A 26231-nucleotide genomic window follows, 5' to 3' on the forward strand; every position below is an offset into this window, starting at 1 on the left:
TAATCTTAAACTATCTCATTTGGAACGGGCATACGCTTGTCCTACAAAACCTTGGCAAGCAACTCCAAGTATAATGATGCCATGGCTAATCTATCTCTTATCGTCGCTGTTGCCCAGAACCGTGTCATCGGCCTGAACAACACCTTGCCCTGGCATCTGCCGGAAGACCTCAAGCGTTTCCGCGCCTTGACCACGGGGCATCATATCATCATGGGCCGCAAGACTTACGAGTCGCTCAATCGCTTGCTGCCGGACCGTACCACTGTCATTGTGACGCGCAACCAGGATTACCAGGTGCCAGGCGCCGTGATTGCCAATAGTTTGGAGCAGGCGATTGACCTGGCTGCGAATGACGACGAGGCATTCCTGATCGGCGGGGCGGAGCTATACCAGGCGGGATTGAAGCTGGCCGACCGCCTCTACATCACTGAGATTGACGCCGAGTTTGCGGGCGATGCCTTCCTGCCGGAGTTCGATTTGCAAGACTGGCGGGAAGTGTCAAACGAGGCAGCGGTCAGCGCCAAGGGCCTGCTGTTCCGCTACCTGACTTATGAACGCAAGCAATAGCGAGCGAGACAGGTAACGCAACAGCTTGGAAACAGCTGGGTTGAACCTGCGTGGTCTCGCAGGTTCAATTTAAGTCTCAATTGGCAACGCAATCCACAAAGTAGCGCGCCTTGCCATCCACGACCTCCTTCACCAGTCCGTGTACGTCGGTCTCGAAGCCAGGAAAGCGCTCGTTGAAGTCGCGCGCGAAACGCAGGTAGTTGATAATGACCTTGTTGAAGCGCTCGCCGGGAATCAGCAGCGGAATGCCAGGCGGGTAGGGCGTCAGCAACACCGCGGTAATGCGGCCTTCCAGTTCGTCGATCAGGACGCGGTCGATCTTGCGGTGGGCCACCTTGGCGAACGCATCGGTAGGCTTCATGGCAGGGATCATGTTGGACAGATACATTTCCGTTGTCAGGCGCGCCACGTCATTGGCTTTGTATATTTCGTGGATCTGGGTGCACAATTCGCGCAGGCCGATGCGCTCGTAGCGCGGATGCTTGGCGACAAACTCCGGCAACACCTTCCATAGCGGCTGGTTCTTGTCGTAGTCGTCCTTGAACTGCTGCAAGGCCGTCACCATGGTGTTCCAGCGGCCCTTGGTGATGCCGATGGTGAACATGATAAAGAAAGAGTAGAGGCCGGTTTTCTCCACAATCACGCCATGTTCGGCCAGGTACTTGGTGACGATGGCGGCGGGAATGCCGATCTCGTCGGAGAACGCGCCATCCACATCCAGTCCCGGCGTGATGATGGTGGCCTTGATCGGATCCAGCATGTTGAAGCCTTCGGCGAGATTGCCAAAGCCGTGCCAGCGTTCGCCGGCCTTCAGCATCCAGGCGGCGCGCTCCTCTATGCCTTCCTCGGAGAGGTCGTCCGGCCCCCAGACCTTGAACCACCAGTCGCTGCCCCATTCCTCGTCCACCTTGCGCATAGCGCGGCGGAAATCCAGGGCTTCCATGATGGACTCCTCTACCAGGGCGGTGCCGCCCGGCGCTTCCATCATGGCTGCGGCGACATCGCAGCTGGCAATGATGGAGTATTGCGGGCTGGTCGACGTGTGCATGAGATAGGCCTCGTTGAAGAGGTCGCGGTCCAGTTGTATGTCCTGCGCGTCCTGCACCAGGATTTGCGATGCCTGGCTCAAGCCGGCGAGCAATTTGTGGGTGGACTGGGTGGAAAACACCATGGATTCCTTGCAACGCGGGCGATCCGCGCCGATGGCGTGGTAATCGCCATAGAAATCATGGAAAGTGGCGTGCGGCAGCCAGGCTTCGTCGAAATGCAATGTGTCGATCTTGCCGTCGAGCATCTCCTTGATCTCCTCGACGTTGTAGAGCACGCCGTCGTAGGTGGACTGGGTGATGGTCAGCACGCGCGGCTTGACAGTCTTGTCGCCGATGAAAGGATTCGCTTCCAGCTTTTTTTGGATGTTTTCCCAGGAGAATTCTTCTTTCGGGATAGGGCCGATGATGCCGAAATGGTTGCGAGTCGGCATCAGGAAGATCGGGATCGCGCCGGTCATGATGATGGAGTGCAGTACCGACTTGTGGCAATTGCGATCCACGATCACCACGTCGCCCGGCGCCACGGTGGAATTCCAGACGATCTTGTTGGAGGTGGAGGTGCCGTTGGTGACGAAATAGAGGTGGTCGCAATTGAAGATGCGTGCCGCATTGCGCTCGGAAGCCGCCACCGGTCCGGTGTGGTCGAGCAGTTGCCCCAGTTCGTCCACTGCATTGCAGACATCGGCGCGCAGCATGTTTTCGCCGAAGAACTGGTGGAACATCTGGCCGACCGGCGACTTGAGGAAGGCGACGCCGCCGGAGTGGCCGGGACAGTGCCAGGAATATGAGCCGTCTGCCGCGTAATGGGTGAGGGCGCGGAAGAAGGGCGGCGGCAGGCTGTCCAAGTAGGTGCGGGCTTCACGCACGATGTAGCGCGCGACGAATTCGGGCGTATCTTCGAACATATGGATGAAGCCATTCAGTTCGCGCAGGATTTCATTGGGTATATGGCGCGAGGTACGGGTTTCGCCGTGCAGGAAGATGGGGATTTCCTCGTTGCGGAAGCGGATCTCATCCACGAAATTACGCAGGTTTTCCAGCGCTTCCGGCGATTCCTCGATGAACTCCTCGTCATCTATCGACAGGATGAAGGCAGAGGCGCGGCTTTGCTGCTGGGCGAACGAAGTCAGGTCGCCGTAGCTGGTGACGCCCAGCACCTCGAATCCTTCATCCTCGATCGCCTTGGCAAGTACGCGGATGCCGAGACCGGAAGAGTTTTCTGAGCGGAAGTCCTCGTCAATGATGACGACGGGGAAACGGAATTTCATGAAGCCTCCTAAAGGCATACAGGGTCTGTTGCCAGATTGTTCACGGACAACCTGGCAACAGACCCCTCATTAAAAAAGCGCAATATAGCACAATCACTCGCGATTAATATGACCGCGGGCCATGTGTTGCGGTCAGATTTTTGGCAGGGTGACTCCCACCTGGCCCTGATACTTGCCGCCCCTGTCCTTGTAGGAGGTCTCGCATTCTTCATCAGATTCGAGGAACAACACCTGGGCACAACCTTCGCCGGCATAGATCTTGGCCGGCAGCGGGGTGGTATTGCTGAACTCCAATGTAACGTAGCCTTCCCATTCCGGCTCGAAAGGGGTGACGTTGACGATAATGCCGCAACGCGCGTAGGTGGACTTGCCCAAACATACGGTCAATACGCTGCGCGGGATGCGGAAATACTCGACCGTGCGTGCCAAGGCAAATGAGTTAGGCGGAATAATGCAGAAATCGTTCTTGAATTCGACAAATGAATTGGGATCGAAATTCTTGGGATCGACAATCGTGCTGTTGATATTGGTGAAGACCTTGAATTCATCAGCGCAACGGATATCGTAGCCATAGCTCGAAGTGCCGTAGGAGACGATCTTCTGGCCGTTGACCTCACGGATCAGGTTGGGCTCGAATGGCTCGATCATGCCATGCTGTTCTGCCATGCGGCGTATCCATTTGTCGGATTTGATGCTCATTATGTTCTTCCGTCAGAAAGACAAAAAAGCGAAGTGTACGGATAACCGGCTTTTCTCGCCAGTCATCCGGATCACTACGCTTTGATCAGTTTGTCAAAAATTCAAAAAGGCTTAGAGTGGTTACAAAACTGAGCGAAGCGCTCCTGGCTAGGCGCTTTGCCGCAGACAGTACAAGTCGTACGACAAGCAAAGCAACAACGCCAGGAGAGTTTTGCAGCCGCTCTTAATGCTTGTCGCCGCCCAGCTTGATGCTATAGCGCCAGAACTGGTCTTCGTGCTCGAAAATCACCTTGGAGGCTTCCGGGTCGCTGCTGCCGGCAGGGTATTGATACACAGGCTTGCGGTCCTTGGCCCAGGCCTCGATGATCGGGTCGACCAGGCGCCACTGGGCTTCCACCTCGCTGATGTGCAGGTAGAGCGAGTTGTCGCCTTCCATCAGGTTCAATAGCAAGGCCTCGTAGGCGTCGATGGTTTCATCGCCTTCCTGGCGGTTGGCGCCATCGAGCTCGATCGTGCGGGTAGCGATATCCAGGCCGGGAATCTTGGACTGGATTTCCAGCTTGATGCACTCACGCGGCTGGATGCCGATGATGAGCCAGTTCTGGTCTTGCCCGTTGCCCAGTTGCAGCGGCGCTTTCTTGAAGCGGATCGCGATGCGGGTGTCTGCCTCGTGCAGGCGCTTGGCAGTGCGGATATAGAAAGGTACGCCTTCCCAGCGCGGGTTGTCGATGAACAGCTTGAGCGCGGCATAGGTTTCCACCACGCTGCTATTGTCGCCGAGTTCTTCCAGGTAGCCAGGCACTTTTTCGCCCTTGACTTCGCCTGCGGAGTATTGCGCACGGAATGCGTTCTTTTCCAGTTCGTTGACTGGAATCGGGCGAATGGCTTCCAGCACCTTGATCTTTTCGGCGCGGATATCATCCGGGCTCAATGATGCGGGCTGCTCCATGGCGGTCAGCGCCAGGGTTTGCAGCACGTGGCTCTGGATCATGTCGCGCAAGGCGCCCGTGGCATCGTAGAACTGAGTACGCTCGCCGACGCCGAGCTGTTCGGTGTTGGTGATCTGTACGTGGTCGATGTAGTTCTTGTTCCACAAGGGCTCGAGGATGGCATTGGCAAAACGTTGCAGCATGATGTTCTGCAGGGCGGATTTACCGAGATAATGGTCGATGCGGTAGATCTGGCTTTCCTTGAGGTGCTTGGTGATCGAGGATTGCAGCTCCTGCGCGGTCTTCAAGTCAGTGCCGAACGGCTTTTCCACGACGACGCGACGCCAGTATTTGTCTTCCTGGGTCAGCCCGACGCCAGCCAGCTGGTCGACGATGGTCGCGAAGTCGGAAGGGCGCACGGAGAGGAAATAAGCCAGGTTCTGCGGGAAAACGGCCTCGTTCGACAAGGTCTCCTTCAGGCGGGTGAAGGAGGTGGCATCATCGGGCGGATTGGCATGGTAGTGGTGGCGCTCGATGAAGCGCTTGAACACTGCCTGGTCATAGCCCTTGGGAAACTTGGCATCCAGCATGCCCTTGATGTCGGCCAACCAGGCTTCGCGGGCAACCTGGCCCCGCCCGACAGAAAGGATGGCCATTTTTTCCGGCAAGCGGCCTGCCTGGTCAAGACGGAACAGGCCAGGCATGAGCTTGATGCGGGAGAGGTTGCCGCTCGCACCAAACAGGACAAAGGTACAGGGGTCTATGACTTTCATTCAGTATTCTCTAAATAGGATGGATATCATAAAAGGCCATGCCTGGGCATGGCCTGGGCGTATTACTTGGTCTTGACTGCGTGGCCGCCAAACGCGTTGCGCATCAGGGACAGCAGCTTGTAGCTATAGCCTTTGGAGTCCTGGCTTCTGAAACGCGCTTGCAATGCCACGGTCAATACTGGAGCCGCCACGCCTTGATCCACGGCTTCCACCACGGTCCAGCGGCCTTCGCCGGAGTCTGCGACGTACGGGGCGATCGTGGAGAGTTCCTGGTCATGCGCCAATGCTTCGGCGGTCAGGTCCAGCAGCCAGCTGCGGACGACGGAGCCATGACGCCAGAGTTCGGTGATCTGGGCAAGATCGAGGTTGAATTCTTCCTTGCCCTTGAGCAGGTCCAGGCCTTCGGCAAACGCCTGCATCATGCCGTACTCGATGCCGTTATGGATCATCTTGGTGAAGTGGCCGGAACCAATCGGGCCGACATGAGCCCAGCCACGATCTTCGTGAGTCAGCGCCTTGGCAATTGGCTCAATGGTATCGGCTGCTTCCTTGGTGCCGCCGTACATCAGGCAGTAGCCGTTTTCCAGACCCCAGATGCCGCCGGAAGTCCCACAGTCAATGAAATCAATGCCATGCTCGGCCAGCCATGCGCCACGGCGTTGGCTATGCTTGTAGTTTGAGTTGCCGCCATCGACGATGATGTCGCCCTTGCCCAGCAGTGGCACCAGGTCCTTGATCTGGTTTTCGGTGATCTCGCCGCTAGGCAGCATGATCCAGACGATTTTCTTGGCTTCGCCCGACAGCTTGGACACCGCATCTGCGACGGAGGTGGCGGGAACCATGCCGTGGGTCAGGGAAATCTGGTTCACTGCATCCTGGTTGAAATCGAAGCCGACGACTTCGATGCCGTGTTTCAGGAGGCGGCGCGCCATGTTGCCGCCCATTTTTCCTAGACCGATGATTGCGAGTTTCATTGAGTTTTTTCCTTGATGAGGATCATGCCATCGTCACTTTGAGGCGCTTCCTTTTGGGCAAGACCGTTTTAGATGAGATGGGCCTGGGTTGATAATGTTAAAATTCTCAAGATAGAGCTCGGTAATTATAACGTGAAGGTTTTATATCATGCAAAATACAACACAGTCCCTGGTGATTAATAATCAGGTGAGCCGATGGCAGGTGTACAGCGCGCAGGAGGCGCTATACAGCAGCGCCGTCGAGCATATCGAAGAGGCTGCGCGCAATGCCATTGCGGGCCATGGCAAGTTCAGCATCGTGCTCGCCGGCGGTAGCACCCCCAAGAGCATCTACCAGTTGCTGCCCAGGATCGACACCGACTGGAGCAAATGGCATGTATTCTACGGCGATGACCGTTGCCTGCCGCCTGAGCATGAAGAGCGCAATAGTCTGATGGCGCATGAAGCCTGGCTCAAGCATGTGGCGATTCCCTCATCCCAGGTTCACGACATTCCAGCGGAGCGAGGCCCGGTGGAAGCGGCACAGGCGTACAACCAGACCTTGGCAGCGGTGGGCGACTTCGATCTCGTGTTGCTGGGTTTGGGCGAGGACGGCCATACCGCCAGCCTGTTTCCCGGTCATAGCTGGGACGACGCGCAGTCGGCAGTGCCGGTGTTCGATGCGCCCAAACCTCCGCCGGAGCGGGTCTCCATCAGTGCCGCGCGCCTGAGCCAGGCACGGGAAGTCATCTTCTTCGTCACCGGCGCGGGCAAGCAGGAAGCCGTGGACAACTGGCGCCGCGGCGAGCCTATCCCGGCTAGCCTGATCAAGCCCAAAAACGGCGTGGATGTCTATATATTTGGCGTGAATTTATAAAGCTGACATGTCAAACCATTAAGGCCCGGCGAGGGCCTTGATGGTTTGGGAGGCCTGAAGTCTCTGTCTCAGGTTTTCTGGATCACGATATTGGGGAACTTGCTGCTGTAATCCTGGCTCAGGTCTGCCAACTTGACCGCGGCACGGCGGGCAATCGATTTGTAGATGCCGGCAATCTCGCCTGCCGGGTCGGCGGCGACGGTGGGCTTGCCGCCGTCAGTCTCTTCGCGGATGCGGATATCCAGCGGCAGGCTGCCCAATAGTTCCGTATCGTAGTCGGCGCACATCCTGGCCGCGCCCCCGGCGCCGAATATGTGCTCTTCATGCCCGCATTGCGAACAGATATGCGTGCTCATGTTCTCGACGATGCCGAGGATGGGAATGCCGACCTTCTCGAACATTTTGAGCCCCTTGCGTGCATCCAGCAGGGCAATGTCCTGCGGGGTGGTCACGATGATGGCGCCGGTGACCGGCACTTTCTGCGCCAGGGTGAGCTGGATGTCCCCTGTGCCCGGGGGCAGGTCGACCACCAGGTAGTCCAGGTCCTTCCAGCGCGTGTCGCGCAGTAATTGCTCCAATGCGCCCACGACCATCGGGCCGCGCCAGACCATGGGCGTATCGACATCGACCAGGAAGCCGATGGACATGGCCTGCACGCCGTAGTGTTCCAACGGCTCCATGCTCTTGCCGTCAGTGCTTTCTGGCTTGCCGCTCAGGCCCAGCATCTGCGGCTGCGAGGGGCCATAGATGTCTGCATCAAGAATACCGACGCGCGCGCCTTCCGCGGCCAGGGCCAGGGCCAGGTTGACTGCCGTGGTGGATTTGCCGACGCCGCCCTTGCCAGAAGCGACGGCGATGATGTTCTTGACGTTGGGGATGAGCTGTACGCCGCGTTGCACCTTGTGCGAGACAATGCGGCTGGTGACGCCCACCGTGACGGTATCTACATCGGGCAACGACTTGACCGCTTGCGTCACCAAGTCCCTGATGTCTCCCAGAACGCTGCGTGCCGGGTAATCGAGCACGATATCGACCGAGACATGGCTGCCGGCAATGGCAATCTGGCGTGCAGACTTGCTGCCGACGAAGTCCTTGCCGGTGTTGGGGTCAATCACGGCGCGAAGGGCATCCTGCACCTGGGATTCGGTAAGCGGCATGTGGTTTTCCTGCAGATTCGTTGGATGGGACATTCTAGCGCATGCGGATTGCTTATGTGAAACCGTGGCAGTTTGCTAGAATGCGAGATTCTCTTTTGTCGTTTAATGATTGATGATCATGTCCGGAAACACGCCTGCCAACACCGCGTCACGCAAATTACTGGTTACCTCTGCTTTGCCTTATGCCAATGGCAGCATTCATCTTGGCCACATGGTGGAGTACGTCCAGAGCGACGTCTGGGTGCGTTTCCAGAAGATGCAGGGACATACCGTGCATTACGTCTGCGCCGACGACACCCATGGCACGCCCATCATGCTGCGTGCGGAAAAAGAGGGCATCACGCCGGAGGAGCTGATCGGCCGCGTACACACCGAGCACTATGCGGACTTCAGCGATTTCCTGGTGGCTTTTGACAACTATTATTCCACCAATTCCGAGGAAAACCGCGAGTTGTCCAGCAGGATTTACCGCGAGCTCAAGGCGAACGACAAGATCGCCACGCGCACGATCGAGCAGTATTACGACCCAGTCAAGAACATGTTCCTGCCCGACCGCTTCATCAAGGGCGAATGTCCCAAGTGCCATGCCAAGGACCAGTATGGCGACTCCTGCGAATCCTGCGGCACGACGTATAGTCCGACCGAATTGATTGCGCCTTATTCCGCTGTGTCGGGTGCGACGCCGGTGCGCAAGGAAACCGAGCATTATTTCTTCAAGCTGAGCGAGTGCGAGGATTTCCTCAAGCAATGGACGCGCTCCGGCACCTTGCAGCCGGAAGCCGCCAACAAGATGGGGGAATGGTTTGCCTCGGGCCTGTCGGACTGGGATATCTCCCGCGATGCGCCGTACTTCGGTTTCGAGATTCCCGATGCGCCGGGCAAGTATTTCTATGTCTGGCTCGATGCGCCTATCGGCTACATGGCGAGCTTCAAGAACCTTGCAACGCGCGAAGGACTGGATTTCGACGAGTACTGGAAGCAGGACAGCCAAGCCGAGCTATACCACTTCATCGGCAAGGATATCCTGTATTTCCACGCCCTGTTCTGGCCCGCCACATTGAAATTCTCCGGCTATCGCCAGCCCACGCGGATATTCGCCCACGGCTTCCTCACCGTGAACGGCGAGAAAATGTCCAAGTCGCGCGGCACCTTCATCACCGCGCGCAGCTATCTCGACCACGTGAAGAATCCCGAGTACCTGCGCTATTACTACGCGGCCAAGCTCAACGGCACCATGGAGGATATCGACCTCAACCTGGAGGATTTCGTCGCGCGCGTGAACAGCGACCTGGTGGGCAAGTACATCAACATTGCCAGCCGTACTGCCGGATTTATTGCCAAGCGCTTCGACGGCAAGCTGGCCGCCGTGGGCGAGAATGCGGTGATTGCCGAGTTGCGCGCCGCCGCGGACGGCATACGCGACAGTTTCGACAACCGCGATACCGCACGCGCCCTGCGCGACATCATGGCGCTGGCGGACAAGGCCAATGCCTATGTGGCTGAACACGCGCCATGGGAGTTGGCGAAGCAGCCCGAGCAAACGGCCGCGCTGCATGAAGTCTGCTCTGCCGCCCTGGAAATATTCCGCCTGCTCACCTTGTACCTCAAGCCGGTATTGCCGGGATTGGCGCAAGCTATCGAGACATTCCTCAATATCGATCCGTTGACCTGGGCGGATATTGACCGCCCCTTGCCGGCCGGCCACCAGATACAGGCCTATCAACACCTGATTACCCGTATTGACCCCAAGCATGTGGAAGCCATGGTCGAAGCGAATAAGGAATCGCTGCAAACCCAGGCCGCTGCGGTGCCAGCACAAAAGCAGGCAGCGCAGGATGCGGCACAGGAAGATGCTTACATCTCGATCGACGATTTCACCAAGGTGGATTTGCGTATTGCACGCATCGTCAATGCAGAGCATGTGGAAGGCGCTGAAAAGCTGCTCAAGCTGAGCCTGGACATTGGCGAGGAAAAGCCGCGCCAAGTCTTTGCAGGTATCAAGTCCGCCTATGATCCTGAAAGCCTGAAGGGGCGCTTGACCGTGATGGTGGCGAACCTTGCCCCGCGCAAGATGAAGTTCGGCCTGTCGGAAGGCATGGTGCTTGCTGCGAGCGACGAGCGAGGCGGGCCATTTATCCTCTCGCCGGATAGCGGCGCCCAACCAGGCATGCGCGTTAAATAAATAGATTGCCAGATAAAGCAAAAGCCCCTATGAAGGGGCTTTTGCTTTTTAATGCGGCGCTTATTTCTTGTCGTTTTTCGCCGTTGTCGCTTTTTCCGCCTTGGGCGTTTTGCCGACGGAAAGCTCACCGCGCAGGTTGTCTACGCTCTTCTTGCCAAACCCTTTCACGTTGCCCAAGTCGTCAACCGACTTGAAATTGCCGTTAGCCTTGCGGTAATCGACAATCGCCTGGGCTTTTGCCGGGCCGATGCCTTTTACCGATTCCAGTTCCACCGCAGAGGCGGTATTGAGGTCAACCGCGGCCATGGCATTGAACGTCAACCCAAACAAGATCAGGACTGCAAACAACAAAGACTTCATGATGCTCTCCTCTAAAATGTTGGTAAGACCCTGTTGTTCCAGGGAAAAGCCATCATATGCCACATGTTGAGCATGAGCTATTGGAGGAAAGTATAGTTTTTTTGTAAGCGATTTTCCTTATTTTTCCAGGATTGATTCCCGGATATGATGCAGGACGGCCAACGGGTCGACAGCCTTGGTGATGGGACGGCCTATCACCAGATAATTGGAGCCCAGTGCAAGTGCATCGGCAGGAGTGACCACGCGGGACTGGTCGTCGATGGCGGCATCGGCAGGGCGGATGCCGGGCGTCACCAGGCAGAAGTCATTGCCCAGTGTCCGGCGCAGCACAGGGGCTTCCTGGGCGGAGCAGACAACGCCGTCCAGGCCTGCTTGCTGCGCGAGTGCTGCCAGGCGTAGCACATGCTGTTCAAGCGGGGTAGCAATTCCCAGTTCTGTCAGTCCTTGCTGGTTCATACTGGTCAAGACGGTGACTGCAATCAGTAATGGCGAATGGCCGCTGCGGGCAACGCCCTCGCGTGCTGCCTGCATCATCTGGCTGCCGCCTGAAGCATGCACGTTGAGCATCCATATGCCGAGTTTGCTTGCCGCTTCGCAAGCCTTGGCAACCGTGTTGGGAATGTCGTGGAACTTGAGGTCGAGGAACACGCCAAAGCCGCGCTTGACCAGCTCTTCCACCAGTTGCGGGCCGGCAGCCGTGAACAGCTCCTTGCCTACCTTGAGCCGGCACAGGGTAGGGTCGAGTTGCCGGGCCAGCCCGAGGGCGCTTGCAGCATCGGCGTAGTCAAGGGCGACGATAATCTTGGGGTCGGTCATACGGCGGATTCTTTGGTTTCGGGTGAGAGGGATTCCCAGGCATTGCATGCCGGGCATTGCCAATGGAAGTTGCGCGCGCGGAAGCCGCATTGGTCGCAGTAATGCGCGCTGCGGTTGCCAATGGCGTAACGTACGGTCTGCTGCATCAGCAAGGCATCCTGCTGGTTGGCACCTTCCAACAGCGATTGCGCACGCAGGAACTGATCCAGGGTCTGCAGGCTGGGTTTGCGGCGCAGTTCCTCCCGCGCAAGTTCTTCGGCGCTGGCCGCCCCTTCTTCGCTCAAGGTGGTTTCATAGACCAGGTTGAGGATGGCGGGAAGCTTGTATGTCTGCAAATAACCCTTGAGCAGGGCGATGCCCTCATCCAGGCTGTTCAACGCCTTGTAGCTGTTGAGCAGTTTGGGGGCGACGAGCCCGAGATATTCGGGACGCTGGAACTCCACGCGCTTCCAGAAGGAGATGGCCTGTTTGTGGTTGCCGGTGCCGGCCTCGAGATCGCCCAGCATGATGTTGGCGCGGACACAGCGCTTGTCGGCTTCAATTGCCGTTTCCAACTCATGGCGCGCGCTATGTGCATCATGTTCAAGAATGGCCTTCATCGCGATTTCACAGTGGAATTGCGCCACTTCCTTACGGAAGGAAATGCCGGACAGGCGTTCGAGCTCTATGGCGCTTTTGATGGCATGGTGCCATTCGCGCTCGCGGATATAGATTTCCAGCAGCGCGCGTAATGCGGTCTGCTTGTAGCGGCTGTCGTGCAATGAGCTAAATAGCTCTTCGGCGCGGTCGAACAGGCCGGCCTTGAGGTAATCTTGCGCGAGCTCCGCCATGACAGCCTGCTTCTGCTGGTCCGGCAGCTCCTTGCGCTCCAGCAGGTTGAGGTGCAGGTGAATGGCACGGTCTACCTCGCCACGGCGGCGGAACAGGCTGCCCAGCGCGAAATGCAGCTCCATGGAGTCGGCATTGGCTTGCACGGCTTCGATGAAGGCTTCTATCGCCTTGTCATGCTGGTCGCTGATAAGGAAGTTCAAGCCCTTGAAATAAGCTGCGGGCAAGGCGGTGGATTCGGTCAGCAGTTGATTGATATCCACGCGTGCGGCCAGCCAGCCAAGCGTGAAAAAAAGGGGGAGGGCGAGTAGCCACCAGTATTCAAATTCCATGATCGGTTTCCAGGCCTGTAATCAACATGACAGGCATTCAGCTAGAGATGGCATCACAAGTCATACGCTTGTTATTTGTTCATCTTCAGGTTCTTGATTTCTTTTTCCAGTGCCAGCAGCTTGCGGCGCTGGCCGATCAGCGATCCCAGACAGGCAATGACGCCGGCAATGATGCCGCTGAAGAATGTGATCAGAAGCATGAGGGAAAGCGGAGCTTTCCAAGAATAGCCCAGGTAATAGGCAAGCTCGACGGGCTCTGCGTTCTTGAAGGCAAATCCAAGCAGCAGGATGAACAGCAAGACGCCAAGTATCGTATATAAGGTGCGCATGCCCCGATTTTACCCAAGCATCGCCAAGGCGTGCAGGATTTGATGTAAAAAAATAAAAAAGCGGTAGCACCTGAATGCTACCGCTTTTCCTAGCACAGCAGTCTGCGTGCTTAATCGCTGTTGCCGTCTACACGCTCACGCAACTCTTTGCCTGCCTTGAAGTGAGGCACATGCTTCTCGGGCACCTGCACCTTTTCGCCAGTCTTGGGGTTGCGCCCCAGCCGCGGTGGACGGTAGTTCAGGCTGAAGCTGCCGAAACCACGGATTTCAATGCGTTCACCAGAAGCAAGATTATCCGTCATGGAGTCAAGAATCGCCTTGACGGAAAGTTCTGCATCCTTGACGACCAGTTGCGGAAAGCGCGCAGCCAGGTTGGCAATCAACTCCGATTTGGTCATGACGCTATGACCTTACTCGTTGTTTTTGCCGTCAAGCTTGGCCTTCAGCAATGCACCAAGGTTGGTGGTGCCTGCAGAGCCGGCATCATTGCTGAACTTCTGCAACGCATCAGCTTCATCGGCAAGGTCCTTCGCCTTGATGGACAAGGCAATGGAGCGGTTCTTGCGGTCGATGTTGGTGATGCGGGCTTCGATTTCTTCGCCTTCCTTGAGTACGGTAGAAATGTCGTCTACCTTATCGCGGGAAACTTCGGAAGCACGCAGGTAACCTTCAACTTCGTTGTCCAGAGCAATCACGGCGCCCTTGGCTTCGATGGACTTGACGGTGCCCTTGACGATGGCGCCCTTGTCATTCAGTGCGGTGTAGGCGCTGAACGGGTCGCTGTCGAGCTGCTTGACGCCCAGGGAGATACGCTCTTTCTCAACGTCGATGCTCAGCACAACAGCTTCGAGCTCGTCACCCTTCTTGAAGTTGCGGATCGCTTCTTCGCCAGGCTGGTTCCAGGATAGGTCGGAGAGGTGCACCAGGCCGTCGATGCCACCAGGCAAGCCGATGAATACGCCGAAATCGGTGATGGACTTGATCTGGCCGCTGACCTTGTCGCCCTTCTTGTGGGAAGCAGCAAAGTCATCCCATGGGTTGGCCTGGCATTGCTTCATGCCCAGGGACAGACGACGACGGTCTTCGTCGATTTCCAGGATCATCACTTCTACTTCGTCGCCCAGTTGAGCGATCTTGGCAGGGTGAACGTTCTTGTTGGTCCAGTCCATTTCGGAAACGTGCACCAGGCCTTCGATGCCTGGCTCGATTTCAACGAATGCGCCGTAGTCGGTCAGGTTGGTCACCTTGCCGAACAGGCGTGTGCCGACTGGGTAGCGGCGGCCCAAAGCAACCCATGGATCGTCGCCCAGTTGCTTGATGCCCAGGGAAACGCGGTTCTTCTCTTGGTCGAACTTGAGGATCTTGGCTTCGACTTCTTCACCTACGGTCAGCACTTCGGATGGGTGCTTGACGCGGCGCCATGCGAGGTCGGTAATGTGCAACAGGCCGTCGATACCGCCGAGATCAACGAACGCACCGTAGTCGGTGATGTTCTTGACGATACCCTTGACCACTGCGCCTTCCTTCAGGGATTCGAGCAGTGCTTCGCGGTCGGCGCCCATGGTTTCTTCCAGCACGGCGCGGCGGGAAACCACAACGTTGTTACGCTTGCGGTCGAGCTTGATAACCTTGAAGTCCCATTCCTTGTTTTCAAAAGGAGTGGTGTCCTTGACAGGGCGCAGGTCAACCAGGGAGCCTGGCAGGAACGCGCGGATGCTGTTGACCATGACGGTCAAGCCACCCTTGACGCGGCCATTGACCATGCCCTTGATGATGCGGGATTCGTTCATTGCCTCTTCGAGGTCTTGCCATGCCGCGAGGCGCTTGGCCTTTTCGCGCGACAGCTTGGTGGAACCATAACCATCTTCCAGGGATTCGATGCAGACCTTGACGAAGTCGCCTGCATTCACTTCGAGTTCGCCGCGGTCGTTGCGGAACTCGGAAGCGGGGATCACGCTTTCCGACTTCAAGCCGGCGTTGACAATAACGAAGTCGTCATCGACGGAGACAACTTCGGCGGTGATCACTTCACCGGAGCGCATTTCCTGGCGAGCCAGGCTTTCCTCGAACAGGGCTGCGAAGCTTTCCATGGAGGAGGTTGTGGTTGAAAGGTTAGCCATTAAAAAAATATCCAGATAATCCCGCCGTGCAGCGGGTCAAATTAAAAAAACCATGAACCGGTGAGATTCACGGCACTCGTACTACTACAAAACTTGATTTCCAGTGTCAGCGCGGCTGTAATCCAGTATCGCATCGACCGCCTGATCTATGCTAAGGTCGCTGGTTTCCAGCAACCTCGCGTTCTCGCTTTTTTGCAATGGCGCAACGGCTCGTTGGCTGTCCCTTGCATCGCGGGTTTGCAAATCCTGCAAGATTTCCGCGAGATTAGCATGGATTCCTTTTTCTATCAACTGTTTATAGCGTCTCTCCGCCCTGACCTCGGCACTGGCAGTGAGGAATATCTTGGTTTGGGCGTCAGGGAAGACCACGGTCGCCATGTCGCGTCCATCCGCGACCAGGCCGGGCGCCTTGCGGAAGCTTTGCTGCAGGTCGAGCAGCGCACGGCGCAATGCCGGGTGGACGGCGACTTCCGAGGCGCCGCGGCTGATTTGTTCGGTGCGTACGGCTTCAGTGATGGTTTCGCCGTCCAAGTAGATTTCCCCATCGGAAAAGCTGATGTCCAGGTCTGAGGCCATGTCTGCCAGCGCGGCTTCATTCTGCCAGCTGATGCCGCGCCTGAGTGCTGCAAGGGCGGCAATGCGGTAAATGGCTCCCGAATCAAGGTAGTGATAGCCCAGGGTTTGCGCCACGCGCTGAGCAACGGTGCCCTTGCCCGAGGCGGATGGGCCATCGATGGCGATGACGGGAACGGCGGATGTTGGTATATCGGTCATTGGAAATACGGAAGCAATCTTGTTTTACGCTTGCAGCAGCATGGCAAAGCGCTCGAAATAATCAGGAAAGGTCTTGGCGACGCAATTCGGATCGTTGATCACGATAGGCACGCCGCCGAGGGCGACCAGCGAGAAGCACATCGCCATGCGGTGGTCGTCATAGGTGTCGATTTGTGCGTTGGGAACTAGTTCCGGAGGAGGCGTGATGCGCAGATAGTCGCTGCCTTCCTCGACAATCGCTCCGACCTTGCGCAGCTCTGTCGCCATGGCGGTGAGACGGTCGGTTTCCTTGACGCGCCAGCTCGCGATATTGCGCAAGGTGCTCGGGCCGTGGGCAAACAGCGCCAGGATGGCCAGCGTCATCGCCGCATCCGGGATGTGGTTGCAGTCAAGGTCTAGGGCCCTGAGCTTGCCGGGCGTCGAACGGACTTCGATCCAGTTGTCCCCGGTGCTGACGGCGGCCCCCATCAACTCAAGCGCTTCTATAAAGCGCACGTCGCCCTGGATGCTGTTGCGGCCTACGCCTTCCACCTTGACGGGGCCGTGGCCTATTACTCCCGCTGCCAGGAAGTAGGAGGCGGAGGAGGCGTCTCCCTCGACCTGGACAACGCCCGGGCTCTTGTATGTGCTGCCGGCAGGGATGGTGAACGCGTTCCAGCCGTCGCGCAGCACTTCGACGCCGAACCTGCGCATGAGGTTGAGCGTGATTTCAATATAAGGTTTGGAAATCAGTTCGCCGACGACCTCAATGCGGGCTTCCCGGCCCGTGAGCGGCAAGGCCATCAACAGGGCGGTCAGGAATTGGCTGGAGACGTCGCCGCGCACGCGTAGCGCCTGGCTGGTGTCCAGTTGTGCCGGGCGGATATGCAAGGGAGGGAAGCCTGGGTTTTGCAGATACTCGATGGCGGCGCCAGCAGCATTGAGCGTATCCACCAGGTCGCCGATCGGACGCTCGTGCATGCGCGCGATGCCCGACAGTTCGTATTCCCCTTGCGACAAGGCCAAGGCCGCCGTCAATGGGCGGAAGGCGGTGCCGGCATTGCCGAGGAACAATTTGGCCTGCTTGACCGGAAGTTGTCCTCCCGTTCCCTCCACCTGCCATTGGTGAGTGCCGGTCTGCTCCAGCTTGACGCCGAGCGTGTGCAGGGCTTCGAGCATGCGTTGCGTATCGTCAGATGCCAGCAGCTCGTGAATCTCGGTATTGCCTTGCGCGAGCGCTGCAAGCAGCAATGTACGGTTGGAGATGCTTTTCGAGCCTGGCAGCTTGACTGTGCCGTGGGCGTGGCGTGCGGCAGGCAGGGTGAGGGTTTCCATGCTTAATTCTTCCATGATGCGGATGTGTTGCGCCCGGCCCAGGCATTGCGGGCATGGCTGGCACGTTCGAAGATGGCTTGCAGGCCGGCTGCATTGCCTTGTTCCAGGGTATGGCGCAGATCGGCAAGGGTTGCCTGGTAGCGGTCCAGCTCCTGCAGCAGGGCGGTGCGGTTGGCGAGGCTGATGTCGCGCCACATTTCCGGCGAGCTGCCCGCAATACGGGTGAAGTCGCGGAAGCCGCTGGCTGCGAACTCGAAGAACTGGTCCGCATCCGGGCGGGCGGCCAATTCGTCCACCAGGGCAAAGGCCAGCAGGTGCGGCAGGTGGCTGACCGCGGCAAACACGGTGTCATGCCCGCTAGGGCTCATTTCGCGCACGACGGCGCCGGTGCTGGCCCAGAGCGCGCGAACCGCCTGGACTGCTGCCGGGTCGGTATGCTCGCCCGGGGTGAGAACCACGTTCTTGTTCTGGTACAGCGTGGCTTGCGCGGCAGAGGGCCCGCTTTTCTCCGCGCCTGCGATCGGGTGGCCGGGCACGAAGCGCGATGCCGCCTTGCCGAGGATATGGCGTGATTGTTCGGCGATATCGGCCTTGGTGCTGCCAGCGTCGGTGACGACGGTCTTGTCTTCGAGATACGGCGCAATACGCTGCAGGATGGGGGCAATCTGGGCCACCGGCGTCGCAATCATGACCACATCCGCATCCTTGAGCGCTGTGGCGATATCGCTGGCGGCTTCATCGATGATGCCAAGGGCGAGGGCTTCCTGCAGGCTGTCGCCTGCGCGACCTACGCCAGTCACATGCCAGCCTGCATTGGCTGCCTTGAGCGCAAGGGCAAGCGAGCCGCCAATCAGGCCAATGCCGAAAACAAGCAGTTTTTTCAAGATGGGGATGCAGCGCGGAATTAAAAGCGCAATTGTAACATGCCGGCCGTCGTCGGCTGGATGGGGAAAAGCAACCAAGACGTTTTGTGCGAAGGCAGATAAGCACAAAACGCCGGTTGCAGGAGATGACAAGGAGTAATTGCTAGGAGTGGCGAAAGCGGAATTGGTTCACTGCAGGAAGTATTATTTTTGTTGTTCAGACTGTTCGATATGGGGCTGTTCTGCATGGATCGGGCGCCATTCGCCGTCGATCAGGCCTTCCTGGGGCAGGAAGTTTTGCTTGTAGGCCATCTTGCGGCTTTCCTTGATCCAGTAGCCCAGATAAAGGTAAGGCAGGTTGAGGCTTTCGCACCATTCAAGCAGCCACAGGATGTTGTAAGTCCCATAGCTCGCGTGTTTGTCGGCAGCTTCATAGAAGGTATAGACCGCGGAAACGCCGTCACGCACGATGTCCACGACGCTGACCATTTTCAGTACGCCGTCTTCACGGAATTCCACCATCAGGCTTTCCACATTGCTCTGTACCAGGAAGTTGCGGTATTGCTCCGCGGTTTCCGGATCGCCGGAGCCGCCTTCGTGCCGGGCGACCTGGTAGGCGGAATAGAGGGCGAAGTGTTCTTCCGAGAAAGTCAGTTCCATGAGGGCGACGGACAGGTTCTGGTGCTGTTTCCAGGCCCGGCGCTGGCTGCGGCTGGGCTGGAAATCCGCGACCGGCAGCCTGACGGGGATGCAGGCGTGGCAAGTCTCGCAATGGGGACGGTAGGCAAACTTGCCGCTGCGGCGGAAACCAAGCTGTATCAGGCCGCTGTAGGCATGGGCGTCAATCAGGTGGTGCGGTGTGGCAATCAGCGATTGCGCTGGTTTATCTGCAAGGTAACCGCAGGAATACGCCGTGGTAGCGTAGAACTGGATTTTATGCAGGTGCTGTTCGCCGGGCAATGTCATGTAGGGTAGTGTACCAATTCATGCAGCCGTTGTGAAAATTCTGCACGTGGAATCTCGCGTGCGCCCAATGAGGCCAGGTGCTGGGTTTTCATCTGGCAATCGATCATGCCGCAACCCAAAGCCTGGAGGCGTTGCACCATATGCACGAATGCGAGCTTGGAGGCGTCAGTGGCATGGTGGAACATGGACTCCCCATAGAACATCCTGCCCAGGCTGACGCCGTACAAGCCTCCTGCCAGTTTGCCGTCCATCCAGGTCTCGGCACTATAGGCGTAGCCCAGCCGGTGCAGCGCGGTATAGGCCTCCATGATGCCTTCGGTGATCCAGGTGCCGTCCTGGCCTGCGCGCGGGGTGGCGGCGCATGCAGCGATCACTTCGCTGAATGCCGTGTTGAAGCGGACTTCATAATCCCGGCGTTTGAGCCGCTTGGCCAGCGACCTGGATATTTTCAACTCAGTGGGGAACAGCACCATGCGCGGGTCCGGGCTCCACCACAGTATGGGTTCTCCTTCGCCGAACCAGGGGAATATGCCCTGGCGATATGCGCTGAGCAGGCGTTCGGCAGTCAGTTCGCCGCCAATGGCGATCAACCCGTTGGGCTCCTGCAATGCAGCCTCCAAGGGAGGAAAGGGCGTATTCGCCTGCAATGCCCGCACCAGGCCGCCAGGCAAGCGGTAGTATTGATGGCTCATAGGGGTTAACGAGGGATGGATTGTGGCGATATCGTCAAGATGGGCATTAGCATAATGCAGTTGCGGCTTTGCTGCATGTCCTGATTGTGCTATTTTTCTTCCATGCGCCTTTATCGCACCATCATCCTGTTGCTGCTGACCATGTTCCTCGCGGATACCGTGGCGGCCAGCAGCAGCCTGCATCTGCCTGCCGTTTCCCCTGCGACAGCGCAGCCAGCGGCGCATCAGCATCAAGCTACCCACGATCATGCGCAGCATGATGACGGCGCGTATCAGCATGATGAGCAGCATGGCGACAATTGCAGGAACTGCCATGATTGCCTGTCATGCTTCAGCGTATTGCCTATTTCCATCCGCATGTCTACGCCCGATTTGCCGCCTCGCCAGGTGGATATCGCGCCAAGCCTGATTTATTTCCCGCCTGCCTTGGCGCAATGGCAGCGCCCGCCGATCCCGCTCTCCATCTGATTTCGTCATGGCCGCTATTCCTGCGGCTAGGTTTTAACGGCCTGCTTGCATCAATCAGGCCCACATCATGAATGGAGAGCATCATGCGATTCAATATAGCCTTGTCAGCTTTAGGCTGCCTGTGCCTTGTCCTGCCCGTGGCGGCAGCAGAGGCTGAAACCGAGCCGAGTCCGGCCTTGCGCCATGAGCCGGTCCTCGGGCAATACCAAAAATTCGAGCGGGGCGCCGCAGCCGCCCCGCTGCAGCCGCATGCCGGACACGATATGCACCACGACCATGCCGGCCATGAGCAGCATCAACATGACACGCAGCATGATGATGGGCAGCATGGGGACGGGCAGCATGACGGCCACCATCACATGCATGGGGAATGATCATGGCCAAGTTGTTGCCTGGGCAATATGTGTCCTGCCTTCCCGTCGTCGCTCTTGCCATTGTCACTGGCCTGCTCGCCGGCTGCGCCACGTTCAGCCGCGACGGCGGCATGGACGATGTACGCTCCACGGTTGCCCAACGCCTGAAACAGGACGTGGTCTTGGATAGTGCCGGAGAGGCGTCTTCACGGCAGCGGACGGAGGAATTGCTCGCCAAGCCGCTGGGAATCGAGGAAGCCGTGCAACTGGCCTTGTTGAACAACCAGGGCCTGAAAGCCGGATTTGCCGAACTCGGTATTGCCGAAGCAGACCTTGTGCAGGCCGGGCGGTTGCCCAATCCGCGTTTTTCCATGCTGTACACGCGCCATGACGGCGACTACAAGATAGAACAGTCGTTCACCTTCAACCTGTTTTCCCTGCTGACGATGCCGCAGGCCAAGGCCGTGGAGCAGCAACGCTTCGAACAGGCCAAGCGCGAGGTCAGCCTGCAGGTGCTGGCCTTGGCGCAGGCAACCCGGCAGGCCTGGGTTGCGGCTGTCGCGGCGGAACAATCGTCGCTGTATGCCGCGCAGGTGATGCAGGCGGCGGAAGCGGCGGCCGAGCTGGCGCGGCGCATGCACCAGCAAGGCAACTGGAGCAAGCTGGACCAGGCGCGCGAGCAAAGCTTTTATGCCGATGCCGCGCTGGAGTACGCGGCGGCGCGCGAACGCCAGCGCATGACGCGCGAGCGGTTGTCGCGTGCGATCGGGCTGGGAAACAGCGAGCAATTTACGCTGCCGCCGCGCCTGCCTGATCTACCGGCCAAGGAGGAGGACCTCCTGCAGGTGCAGCAGCAGGCTTTCCTGCAGAGGCTGGACTTGCTGGCGATGCGTGCCGAAGTGGATGCGCTCGCCAAGCAGCTCGGCCTGAGCAAGACCACGCGCCTGATCAATGTGCTGGATATAGGCCCGGCACGCGTGCTGGAGGGCCGGCGCGGCGAGGCCTACAAGAAGGGCGTCACCCTGGGCTTCGAACTGCCGCTGTTCGACTGGGGCAGCGCGCGCGTGAAGCGCGCCGAGGCAATCTATACGCAGGCGCTCGAGCGTACGGCGCAGACGGCTATCGATGCGGAAACCGAGGTGCGGGCCGCCTATGCACGGTACCGCGTGCGCTACGAAATGGCGCGCCATGTCCAGGACGAGATCGTGCCGCTGCGCAAGCGCATCCTGCAAGAGCACCAGCTGCGCTACAACGGTATGCTGCTCAGCGCCTTCGAATTGCTTGCGGACGCGCGGGAGCAGGTCGGCAGCGTGAGCCGGTATATCAATGCCGTGCGTGATTTCTGGCTGGCGGACGCCGGGCTGACGATGGCGACCATGGGGCCCGTGGCATCCCTGGATGAGAATGGAAGGGGAGAATGATGTTGAATCGCCGTGATTTTTTCAGGCTCGGAGCGGCTGCCGTAGCTGCGGGCACGGTCAGCAAGGTGGCGATGGCGGCCTTGCCGGAAATTGCCAGCATGGGCGGCGCGGAAACCCAGGTGCCCCGCGCGCCTGGCAACGGCAGGCCTTTTCACCCGGTGGTGACCTTGAATGGCTGGAGCCTGCCGTGGCGCATGCGCGATGGCGTCAAGGAGTTCCACCTGGTGGCGGAACCCGTGGTGCGGGAGATCGCGCCCGGCATGCAGGCGCATCTGTGGGGTTACAACGGCCAGAGCCCTGGGCCGACGATCGAGGTGGTGGAGGGGGATCGTGTGCGCATCTACGTTACCAATCGCCTGCCGGAGGCAACCAGCGTCCACTGGCACGGGCAGCGTCTGCCCAACGGCATGGACGGCGTGAGCGGCCTCACGCAACCGGCAATCCCGGCCGGCAAGACCTTTGTCTATGAGTTCGAGGCCAAACGTGCCGGCACCTTTATGTACCATCCGCACGCCGACGAAATGGTACAGATGGCCATGGGCATGATGGGGTTCTGGGTCACGCACCCTAAAAACCCCGATTTCATGCGCGTGGACCGGGACTATGTCTTCCTCATCAACGCCTATGACATTGACCCCGGCAGTTACACGCCCAAGGTGGCGACCATGCTGGAGCACAATCTCTGGACTTTCAACAGCCGTGTGTTCCCGGGTATAGCCCCCATGGTGGCCGGGCTGAATGAGCGGGTGCGCATACGCGTCGGCAACCTCAGCATGACCAACCATCCTATCCACCTGCACGGGCACGAGTTTACCGTGACGGGGACTGACGGCGGCTGGGTCCCGCCTGCGGCGCGCTGGCCGGAAGTGACCGCCGATATCGCCGTCGGCCAGATGCGCGCGGTCGAGTTTGTCGCCGACGCGCCGGGGGACTGGGCTTTCCATTGCCACAAGAGCCACCATACCATGAACGCCATGGGCCACCAGGTGCCGACCATGATAGGCGTCGAGCAGAAAGGGCTGGTCGACAAGATCACGCAGTTGCTGCCGGACTACATGCCCATGGGGGAAAGCGGCATGGCGGAAATGGGCGAGATGGACATGCCGTTGCCGGAAAATACCCTGCCGATGATGAGCGGCAAGGGCCAGTTCGGGGACATGCACATGGGAGGCATGTTTACTGCGGTCAAGGTGCGTGCGGGGTTGAAGGCCGGAGATTACAGCGATCCGGGAGATTACCCGAATCCCCCCGGCACTGTGGCGCACGAAGTCGACGCCAGCGGGGTGCCGGTGAGCAGGGCGCCCGCTGCAAGCGGCGAGGGGCATACCTTGCATATCAGGAAGCCGGGCGGACATGAAGGGCATTAGCGTCATGCCCTCCGGGTTGATGCGGCCGCTATTCAGGCGTGTAGCCGGCTTCGCTGATCGCATCGCGAAAGCGGGCGATATCGGCGTTGCTGTCTATATGCACGGCCTTTTCCGCGAGGTCCACCGTGACTTTTGCCTGCGGGTCGACCGCTTGCGCAGCCTGGGTGATCGCCTGTACGCAATGATTGCAGCTCATGTCGTTGACCTTGAATGTATGCATGAAAAGCTCCAGATTGAATATTGAGAATTGGTTGGATACAGGCGCAACAGTATGCGCCTTTCCCGCATGGTAAAGTCAAGCCTTCGTCTTGTGAGAGGCCCGTGCAAGATTGATATGATAAGGAAGTTGCCGCGATGACAAAGCAGCCACCATTGGAAAAACTGGATTTCGCCATTACCGGCATGACTTGCGCGGCTTGTGCCGGGCGCATCGAGAAATCCTTGAACAAGCTGCCGGGCGTGCAGCTGGCGAATGTCAACCTGGCAACCGAAAAAGCGCATGTGGAAGCGGTTGGCGCCGATCTGGCGCAACAGGTCGAGCAGGCGGTGTCCAAACTGGGCTACCAGGCCCGCCTGATCAGGCCGGACGCCCCCATTGCACCTGTCGAGGATATACAGGGCGGCTGGAAGGTCGGCATCGCCGCCTTGCTGACCTTGCCGCTGGTGCTGCCGATGGTGGGAATGCTGCTGGGACAGCACTGGATGCTGCCCGGCTGGGTGCAGTGGCTGCTGGCAACGCCGGTGCAGTTCTGGCTGGGCGCCCGGTTTTACCGTGCGGGATGGAAGGCCGCGATCAATCTTTCGGGCAACATGGACTTGCTGGTTGCTATCGGGACTTCCGCAGCTTACGGGCTTTCCGTGTACCTGCTCTGGCAGCACTCCGCGCACCTGTATTTCGAGGCCAGCAGCGCCGTGATCACCCTGGTCCTGCTGGGCAAGTGGCTGGAAAGCCGGGCCAAGCGCCAGACTACCGAGGCGATACGCGCATTGCAGTCGCTGCGCCCGGATACTGCGCGCATCCGCCGCAACGGCCTCGAGCAGGATGTGCCATTGGCCGAAGTCATGGTAGGCGACATGGTGCTGGTGCGTCCGGGCGAGCGGGTGCCTGTGGACGGGGAGATACGCGAAGGGGGCAGCCATCTTGATGAATCCATGCTCACCGGCGAAAGCGTGCCGGTCAAGAAAGGCGTGGGGGGCAAGGTGACAGGCGGCGCCGTGAACCTGGACGGCGTGTTGCTGGTGGAGACGACGGCGATCGGCGCAGAGACGACCCTTTCCCGCATCATCCGCATGGTGGAGGATGCGCAGATCGCCAAGCCGGCCATTCAGCGCTTGGTCGACAAGGTGAGCGCCGTATTCGTGCCGCTGGTCTTGCTGATTGCCGCGCTGACGTTGGCGGGGTGGGTATGGCACGACGGGCAGTGGGAGCAGGCGGTGCTCAATGCGGTGGCGGTGCTGGTGATTGCCTGTCCTTGCGCGCTCGGGCTGGCGACGCCTACTGCCATCATGGCCGGGACCGGCGTCGCGGCGCGTTACGGCATCCTCATCAAGGATGCGGATGCGCTGGAGCTGGCGCATAGGATCGATACGGTGGCATTCGACAAGACCGGCACGCTGACGGTGGGCAAGCCTCGTGTAGCCAAGGTGGCCAGCATGCCGGGGCGGGAGCTTCAATTGCTCAGGCTGGCGGCTGCACTGGAACGGGGCAGCCACCATCCGTTGGCCGTGGCGGTACTGGAGCATGCACAAGCCGCAGGGATCGAGGCTGCCACTGCGACAGATGCCGTGGCATTGCCGGGCAGCGGCCTGATGGCGAAGGTCGATGGCCGTCGCGTCTGGCTGGGCAACCAGCGTGCCATGCAGCAGGCGGGCGTATCGATGGAAGGCATGCAAGCCGAGCTTGCGTCGCTGAAGGAACACGGGTACACCATTTCCTGGCTCGCTGCGGATAACGACGTCGGGCAGCCTGAGCTGCTTGGCCTCATGGCATTCGGCGATGAGCTCAAGTCCGAGGCTGCGGCGTCGATACAGCATCTACACGCGCTCGGCATCAGGGTGTTGCTCTTGACTGGCGACAACCCGGCCAGCGCGGAGCGCATCAGCCGGCAACTGGAGCTTGACGAGGTGTACGCAGAGCAGTTGCCTGATACCAAGGCATCAGTCGTGACGGGTTTGCGCCAACGGGACAGGGTGGTGGCCATGGTCGGGGATGGCATCAATGACGCGCCGGCGCTGGCTGCGGCGGATATTGGCTTTGCCATGTCCAGCGGGACGGATGTCGCGATGCATACCGCAGCCGTCACCTTGATGCGTAGCAGCCCATTGCTGGTGGCGGATACGATCGCGATTTCGCGCCGAACTTACAGCAAGATACGGCAGAACCTGTTCTGGGCGTTCATTTACAACCTGGTGGGGATCCCGCTGGCGGCCATGGGCTTGCTGAACCCCGTGGTGGCCGGTGCGGCGATGGCGTTGAGCTCGGCCAGCGTGGTCACCAACGCCTTGATGTTGCGGCGCTGGCGGCCTGCAGGAATGGCGCGTTCAGGGGGTGATGGCGATTGACCGGGTATTGTGGAACATTAATTGCTTGAGTTCCATTGCTTGAACTGCTTCATGGGGGGGATAGCGCTTTTAGGGTGTGATTCAATGCCGGAATCGGATATCCGGTATTCGATACTTAATAAAAATTAGCTGAATGATGCAAGTGCGGCCGCCGCCCAGGCGCCCGTCTCAAACGCTCAGTTCATGCGTATGGATCGGCAAGGCCCGGTAAA

General features: G+C 58.9%; 25 protein-coding genes. 7 read left to right on the plus strand and 18 right to left on the minus strand.

Going from position 1 to position 26231, the window contains the following annotated elements:
- Nucleotides 1–81: 81 nt before the first annotated feature.
- Complete coding sequence (locus ACWXTG_RS01280; protein ID WP_480220429.1) at nucleotides 82–567, plus strand: dihydrofolate reductase; 486 nt, start codon at nucleotides 82–84, stop codon at nucleotides 565–567.
- Nucleotides 568–643: 76 nt separating this feature from the next.
- Here ACWXTG_RS01280 and ACWXTG_RS01285 read toward each other — a convergent pair whose 3' ends face one another.
- The 4 genes from ACWXTG_RS01285 to gnd all read right to left on the minus strand — a co-directional run bounded on the left by ACWXTG_RS01285 (nucleotide 644) and on the right by gnd (nucleotide 6259).
- On the minus strand, nucleotides 644–2884 hold the full coding sequence (locus tag ACWXTG_RS01285) for an Orn/Lys/Arg family decarboxylase (RefSeq protein ID WP_309564854.1): 2241 nt from the start codon (nucleotides 2882–2884) through the stop codon (nucleotides 644–646).
- A 132-nt stretch (nucleotides 2885–3016) separates the two neighbouring features.
- Complete coding sequence (dcd, locus tag ACWXTG_RS01290) at nucleotides 3017–3583, minus strand: dCTP deaminase (protein ID WP_309564855.1); 567 nt, start codon at nucleotides 3581–3583, stop codon at nucleotides 3017–3019.
- A 223-nt stretch (nucleotides 3584–3806) separates the two neighbouring features.
- Nucleotides 3807–5285, minus strand: coding sequence for a glucose-6-phosphate dehydrogenase (zwf, locus tag ACWXTG_RS01295; protein ID WP_480220430.1), 1479 nt, complete (start codon nucleotides 5283–5285; stop codon nucleotides 3807–3809).
- 62 nt (nucleotides 5286–5347) lie between these two features.
- Nucleotides 5348–6259 carry a phosphogluconate dehydrogenase (NAD(+)-dependent, decarboxylating) gene (gene gnd / locus ACWXTG_RS01300; protein WP_480220431.1) on the minus strand — a complete coding sequence of 304 codons (912 nt, stop codon included), beginning with the start codon at nucleotides 6257–6259 and terminating at the stop codon, nucleotides 5348–5350.
- Nucleotides 6260–6407: 148 nt separating this feature from the next.
- Here gnd and pgl point away from each other — a divergent pair, with 148 nt between their 5' ends.
- Nucleotides 6408–7115 (plus strand): 6-phosphogluconolactonase, encoded by a 708-nt coding sequence (gene pgl / locus ACWXTG_RS01305; protein WP_309564858.1) that lies wholly within the window; start codon nucleotides 6408–6410, stop codon nucleotides 7113–7115.
- 68 nt (nucleotides 7116–7183) lie between these two features.
- On the opposite strand, the gene apbC is transcribed toward pgl, so the two are convergent.
- Nucleotides 7184–8272, minus strand: coding sequence for an iron-sulfur cluster carrier protein ApbC (gene apbC / locus ACWXTG_RS01310; RefSeq protein ID WP_309564859.1), 1089 nt, complete (start codon nucleotides 8270–8272; stop codon nucleotides 7184–7186).
- A 118-nt stretch (nucleotides 8273–8390) separates the two neighbouring features.
- Between apbC and metG the strand changes: the two genes are divergently transcribed.
- Nucleotides 8391–10454, plus strand: coding sequence for a methionine--tRNA ligase (gene metG / locus ACWXTG_RS01315; protein ID WP_309564860.1), 2064 nt, complete (start codon nucleotides 8391–8393; stop codon nucleotides 10452–10454).
- A gap of 60 nt (nucleotides 10455–10514) precedes the next feature.
- On the opposite strand, the gene ACWXTG_RS01320 is transcribed toward metG, so the two are convergent.
- The 11 genes from ACWXTG_RS01320 to aat all read right to left on the minus strand — a co-directional run bounded on the left by ACWXTG_RS01320 (nucleotide 10515) and on the right by aat (nucleotide 19848).
- Nucleotides 10515–10814, minus strand: a complete 300-nt coding sequence (locus tag ACWXTG_RS01320; protein ID WP_309564861.1) for a ComEA family DNA-binding protein — start codon at nucleotides 10812–10814, stop codon at nucleotides 10515–10517.
- A 117-nt stretch (nucleotides 10815–10931) separates the two neighbouring features.
- Entirely contained in the window at nucleotides 10932–11630 is a 699-nt protein-coding gene (gene pyrF / locus ACWXTG_RS01325) for an orotidine-5'-phosphate decarboxylase (protein ID WP_480220432.1), read from the minus strand.
- Nucleotides 11627–12790, minus strand: a complete 1164-nt coding sequence (gene lapB / locus ACWXTG_RS01330) for a lipopolysaccharide assembly protein LapB (RefSeq protein ID WP_309564863.1) — start codon at nucleotides 12788–12790, stop codon at nucleotides 11627–11629. Before lapB ends, pyrF begins: the two co-directional genes overlap by 4 nt.
- Before the next feature lie 71 nt (nucleotides 12791–12861).
- Nucleotides 12862–13119, minus strand: coding sequence for a LapA family protein (locus ACWXTG_RS01335; RefSeq protein WP_309564864.1), 258 nt, complete (start codon nucleotides 13117–13119; stop codon nucleotides 12862–12864).
- Nucleotides 13120–13229: 110 nt separating this feature from the next.
- A complete protein-coding gene (locus ACWXTG_RS01340) occupies nucleotides 13230–13517 on the minus strand; it encodes an integration host factor subunit beta (protein ID WP_309564865.1) in 288 nt (95 codons plus the stop codon).
- A 12-nt stretch (nucleotides 13518–13529) separates the two neighbouring features.
- Nucleotides 13530–15239 (minus strand): 30S ribosomal protein S1, encoded by a 1710-nt coding sequence (gene rpsA / locus ACWXTG_RS01345; protein WP_309564866.1) that lies wholly within the window; start codon nucleotides 15237–15239, stop codon nucleotides 13530–13532.
- 84 nt (nucleotides 15240–15323) lie between these two features.
- Nucleotides 15324–16013 (minus strand): (d)CMP kinase, encoded by a 690-nt coding sequence (gene cmk, locus ACWXTG_RS01350; RefSeq protein ID WP_480220433.1) that lies wholly within the window; start codon nucleotides 16011–16013, stop codon nucleotides 15324–15326.
- 24 nt (nucleotides 16014–16037) lie between these two features.
- Nucleotides 16038–17327 carry a 3-phosphoshikimate 1-carboxyvinyltransferase gene (gene aroA / locus ACWXTG_RS01355; protein WP_480220434.1) on the minus strand — a complete coding sequence of 430 codons (1290 nt, stop codon included), beginning with the start codon at nucleotides 17325–17327 and terminating at the stop codon, nucleotides 16038–16040.
- A gap of 2 nt (nucleotides 17328–17329) precedes the next feature.
- The gene (locus ACWXTG_RS01360; RefSeq protein ID WP_480220435.1) at nucleotides 17330–18211 is read right to left on the minus strand and encodes a prephenate dehydrogenase; all 882 of its coding nucleotides are present in this window, start codon (nucleotides 18209–18211) and stop codon (nucleotides 17330–17332) included.
- 183 nt (nucleotides 18212–18394) lie between these two features.
- Complete coding sequence (locus ACWXTG_RS01365) at nucleotides 18395–19156, minus strand: arginyltransferase (protein ID WP_309564870.1); 762 nt, start codon at nucleotides 19154–19156, stop codon at nucleotides 18395–18397.
- Entirely contained in the window at nucleotides 19153–19848 is a 696-nt protein-coding gene (gene aat, locus ACWXTG_RS01370; protein ID WP_480220436.1) for a leucyl/phenylalanyl-tRNA--protein transferase, read from the minus strand. Before aat ends, ACWXTG_RS01365 begins: the two co-directional genes overlap by 4 nt.
- A 102-nt stretch (nucleotides 19849–19950) precedes the next feature.
- Between aat and ACWXTG_RS01375 the strand changes: the two genes are divergently transcribed.
- Complete coding sequence (locus ACWXTG_RS01375; RefSeq protein ID WP_287110454.1) at nucleotides 19951–20316, plus strand: hypothetical protein; 366 nt, start codon at nucleotides 19951–19953, stop codon at nucleotides 20314–20316.
- Nucleotides 20317–20426: 110 nt separating this feature from the next.
- Here ACWXTG_RS01375 and ACWXTG_RS01380 read toward each other — a convergent pair whose 3' ends face one another.
- Entirely contained in the window at nucleotides 20427–20681 is a 255-nt protein-coding gene (locus ACWXTG_RS01380; protein ID WP_480220437.1) for a hypothetical protein, read from the minus strand.
- Nucleotides 20682–20692: 11 nt separating this feature from the next.
- Between ACWXTG_RS01380 and ACWXTG_RS01385 the strand changes: the two genes are divergently transcribed.
- Nucleotides 20693–22090, plus strand: coding sequence for a TolC family protein (locus ACWXTG_RS01385; RefSeq protein WP_480220438.1), 1398 nt, complete (start codon nucleotides 20693–20695; stop codon nucleotides 22088–22090).
- Nucleotides 22090–23457: a multicopper oxidase family protein gene (locus ACWXTG_RS01390; protein WP_480221254.1), complete on the plus strand. Its 1368-nt coding sequence runs from the start codon at nucleotides 22090–22092 to the stop codon at nucleotides 23455–23457. Before ACWXTG_RS01385 ends, ACWXTG_RS01390 begins: the two co-directional genes overlap by 1 nt.
- 28 nt (nucleotides 23458–23485) lie before the next feature.
- On the opposite strand, the gene ACWXTG_RS01395 is transcribed toward ACWXTG_RS01390, so the two are convergent.
- Nucleotides 23486–23677, minus strand: coding sequence for a heavy-metal-associated domain-containing protein (locus ACWXTG_RS01395; RefSeq protein WP_480220439.1), 192 nt, complete (start codon nucleotides 23675–23677; stop codon nucleotides 23486–23488).
- A 134-nt stretch (nucleotides 23678–23811) separates the two neighbouring features.
- Between ACWXTG_RS01395 and ACWXTG_RS01400 the strand changes: the two genes are divergently transcribed.
- Nucleotides 23812–26019 carry a heavy metal translocating P-type ATPase gene (locus tag ACWXTG_RS01400; protein WP_480220440.1) on the plus strand — a complete coding sequence of 736 codons (2208 nt, stop codon included), beginning with the start codon at nucleotides 23812–23814 and terminating at the stop codon, nucleotides 26017–26019.
- Nucleotides 26020–26231: the final 212 nt, after the last annotated feature.

It is taken from the genome of Methylobacillus sp. DLP286, assembly GCF_056636515.1.

Excerpts from the sequence above, each read along its gene's own strand:
- ACWXTG_RS01280 (WP_480220429.1), top strand. The coding sequence starts at position 82 with ATGGCTAATCTATCTCTTATCGTCGCTGTTGCCCAGAACCGTGTCATC.
- ACWXTG_RS01285 (WP_309564854.1), bottom strand. The coding sequence starts at position 2,884 with ATGAAATTCCGTTTCCCCGTCGTCATCATTGACGAGGACTTCCGCTCA.
- dcd (WP_309564855.1), bottom strand. The coding sequence starts at position 3,583 with ATGAGCATCAAATCCGACAAATGGATACGCCGCATGGCAGAACAGCAT.
- zwf (WP_480220430.1), bottom strand. The coding sequence starts at position 5,285 with ATGAAAGTCATAGACCCCTGTACCTTTGTCCTGTTTGGTGCGAGCGGC.
- gnd (WP_480220431.1), bottom strand. The coding sequence starts at position 6,259 with ATGAAACTCGCAATCATCGGTCTAGGAAAAATGGGCGGCAACATGGCG.
- pgl (WP_309564858.1), top strand. The coding sequence starts at position 6,408 with ATGCAAAATACAACACAGTCCCTGGTGATTAATAATCAGGTGAGCCGA.
- apbC (WP_309564859.1), bottom strand. The coding sequence starts at position 8,272 with ATGCCGCTTACCGAATCCCAGGTGCAGGATGCCCTTCGCGCCGTGATT.
- metG (WP_309564860.1), top strand. The coding sequence starts at position 8,391 with ATGTCCGGAAACACGCCTGCCAACACCGCGTCACGCAAATTACTGGTT.
- ACWXTG_RS01320 (WP_309564861.1), bottom strand. The coding sequence starts at position 10,814 with ATGAAGTCTTTGTTGTTTGCAGTCCTGATCTTGTTTGGGTTGACGTTC.
- pyrF (WP_480220432.1), bottom strand. The coding sequence starts at position 11,630 with ATGACCGACCCCAAGATTATCGTCGCCCTTGACTACGCCGATGCTGCA.
- lapB (WP_309564863.1), bottom strand. The coding sequence starts at position 12,790 with ATGGAATTTGAATACTGGTGGCTACTCGCCCTCCCCCTTTTTTTCACG.
- ACWXTG_RS01335 (WP_309564864.1), bottom strand. The coding sequence starts at position 13,119 with ATGCGCACCTTATATACGATACTTGGCGTCTTGCTGTTCATCCTGCTG.
- ACWXTG_RS01340 (WP_309564865.1), bottom strand. The coding sequence starts at position 13,517 with ATGACCAAATCGGAGTTGATTGCCAACCTGGCTGCGCGCTTTCCGCAA.
- rpsA (WP_309564866.1), bottom strand. The coding sequence starts at position 15,239 with ATGGCTAACCTTTCAACCACAACCTCCTCCATGGAAAGCTTCGCAGCC.
- cmk (WP_480220433.1), bottom strand. The coding sequence starts at position 16,013 with ATGACCGATATACCAACATCCGCCGTTCCCGTCATCGCCATCGATGGC.
- aroA (WP_480220434.1), bottom strand. The coding sequence starts at position 17,327 with ATGGAAACCCTCACCCTGCCTGCCGCACGCCACGCCCACGGCACAGTC.
- ACWXTG_RS01365 (WP_309564870.1), bottom strand. The coding sequence starts at position 19,156 with ATGACATTGCCCGGCGAACAGCACCTGCATAAAATCCAGTTCTACGCT.
- aat (WP_480220436.1), bottom strand. The coding sequence starts at position 19,848 with ATGAGCCATCAATACTACCGCTTGCCTGGCGGCCTGGTGCGGGCATTG.
- ACWXTG_RS01375 (WP_287110454.1), top strand. The coding sequence starts at position 19,951 with ATGCGCCTTTATCGCACCATCATCCTGTTGCTGCTGACCATGTTCCTC.
- ACWXTG_RS01380 (WP_480220437.1), bottom strand. The coding sequence starts at position 20,681 with ATGCATGTGATGGTGGCCGTCATGCTGCCCGTCCCCATGCTGCCCATC.
- ACWXTG_RS01385 (WP_480220438.1), top strand. The coding sequence starts at position 20,693 with ATGGCCAAGTTGTTGCCTGGGCAATATGTGTCCTGCCTTCCCGTCGTC.
- ACWXTG_RS01390 (WP_480221254.1), top strand. The coding sequence starts at position 22,090 with ATGTTGAATCGCCGTGATTTTTTCAGGCTCGGAGCGGCTGCCGTAGCT.
- ACWXTG_RS01395 (WP_480220439.1), bottom strand. The coding sequence starts at position 23,677 with ATGCATACATTCAAGGTCAACGACATGAGCTGCAATCATTGCGTACAG.
- ACWXTG_RS01400 (WP_480220440.1), top strand. The coding sequence starts at position 23,812 with ATGACAAAGCAGCCACCATTGGAAAAACTGGATTTCGCCATTACCGGC.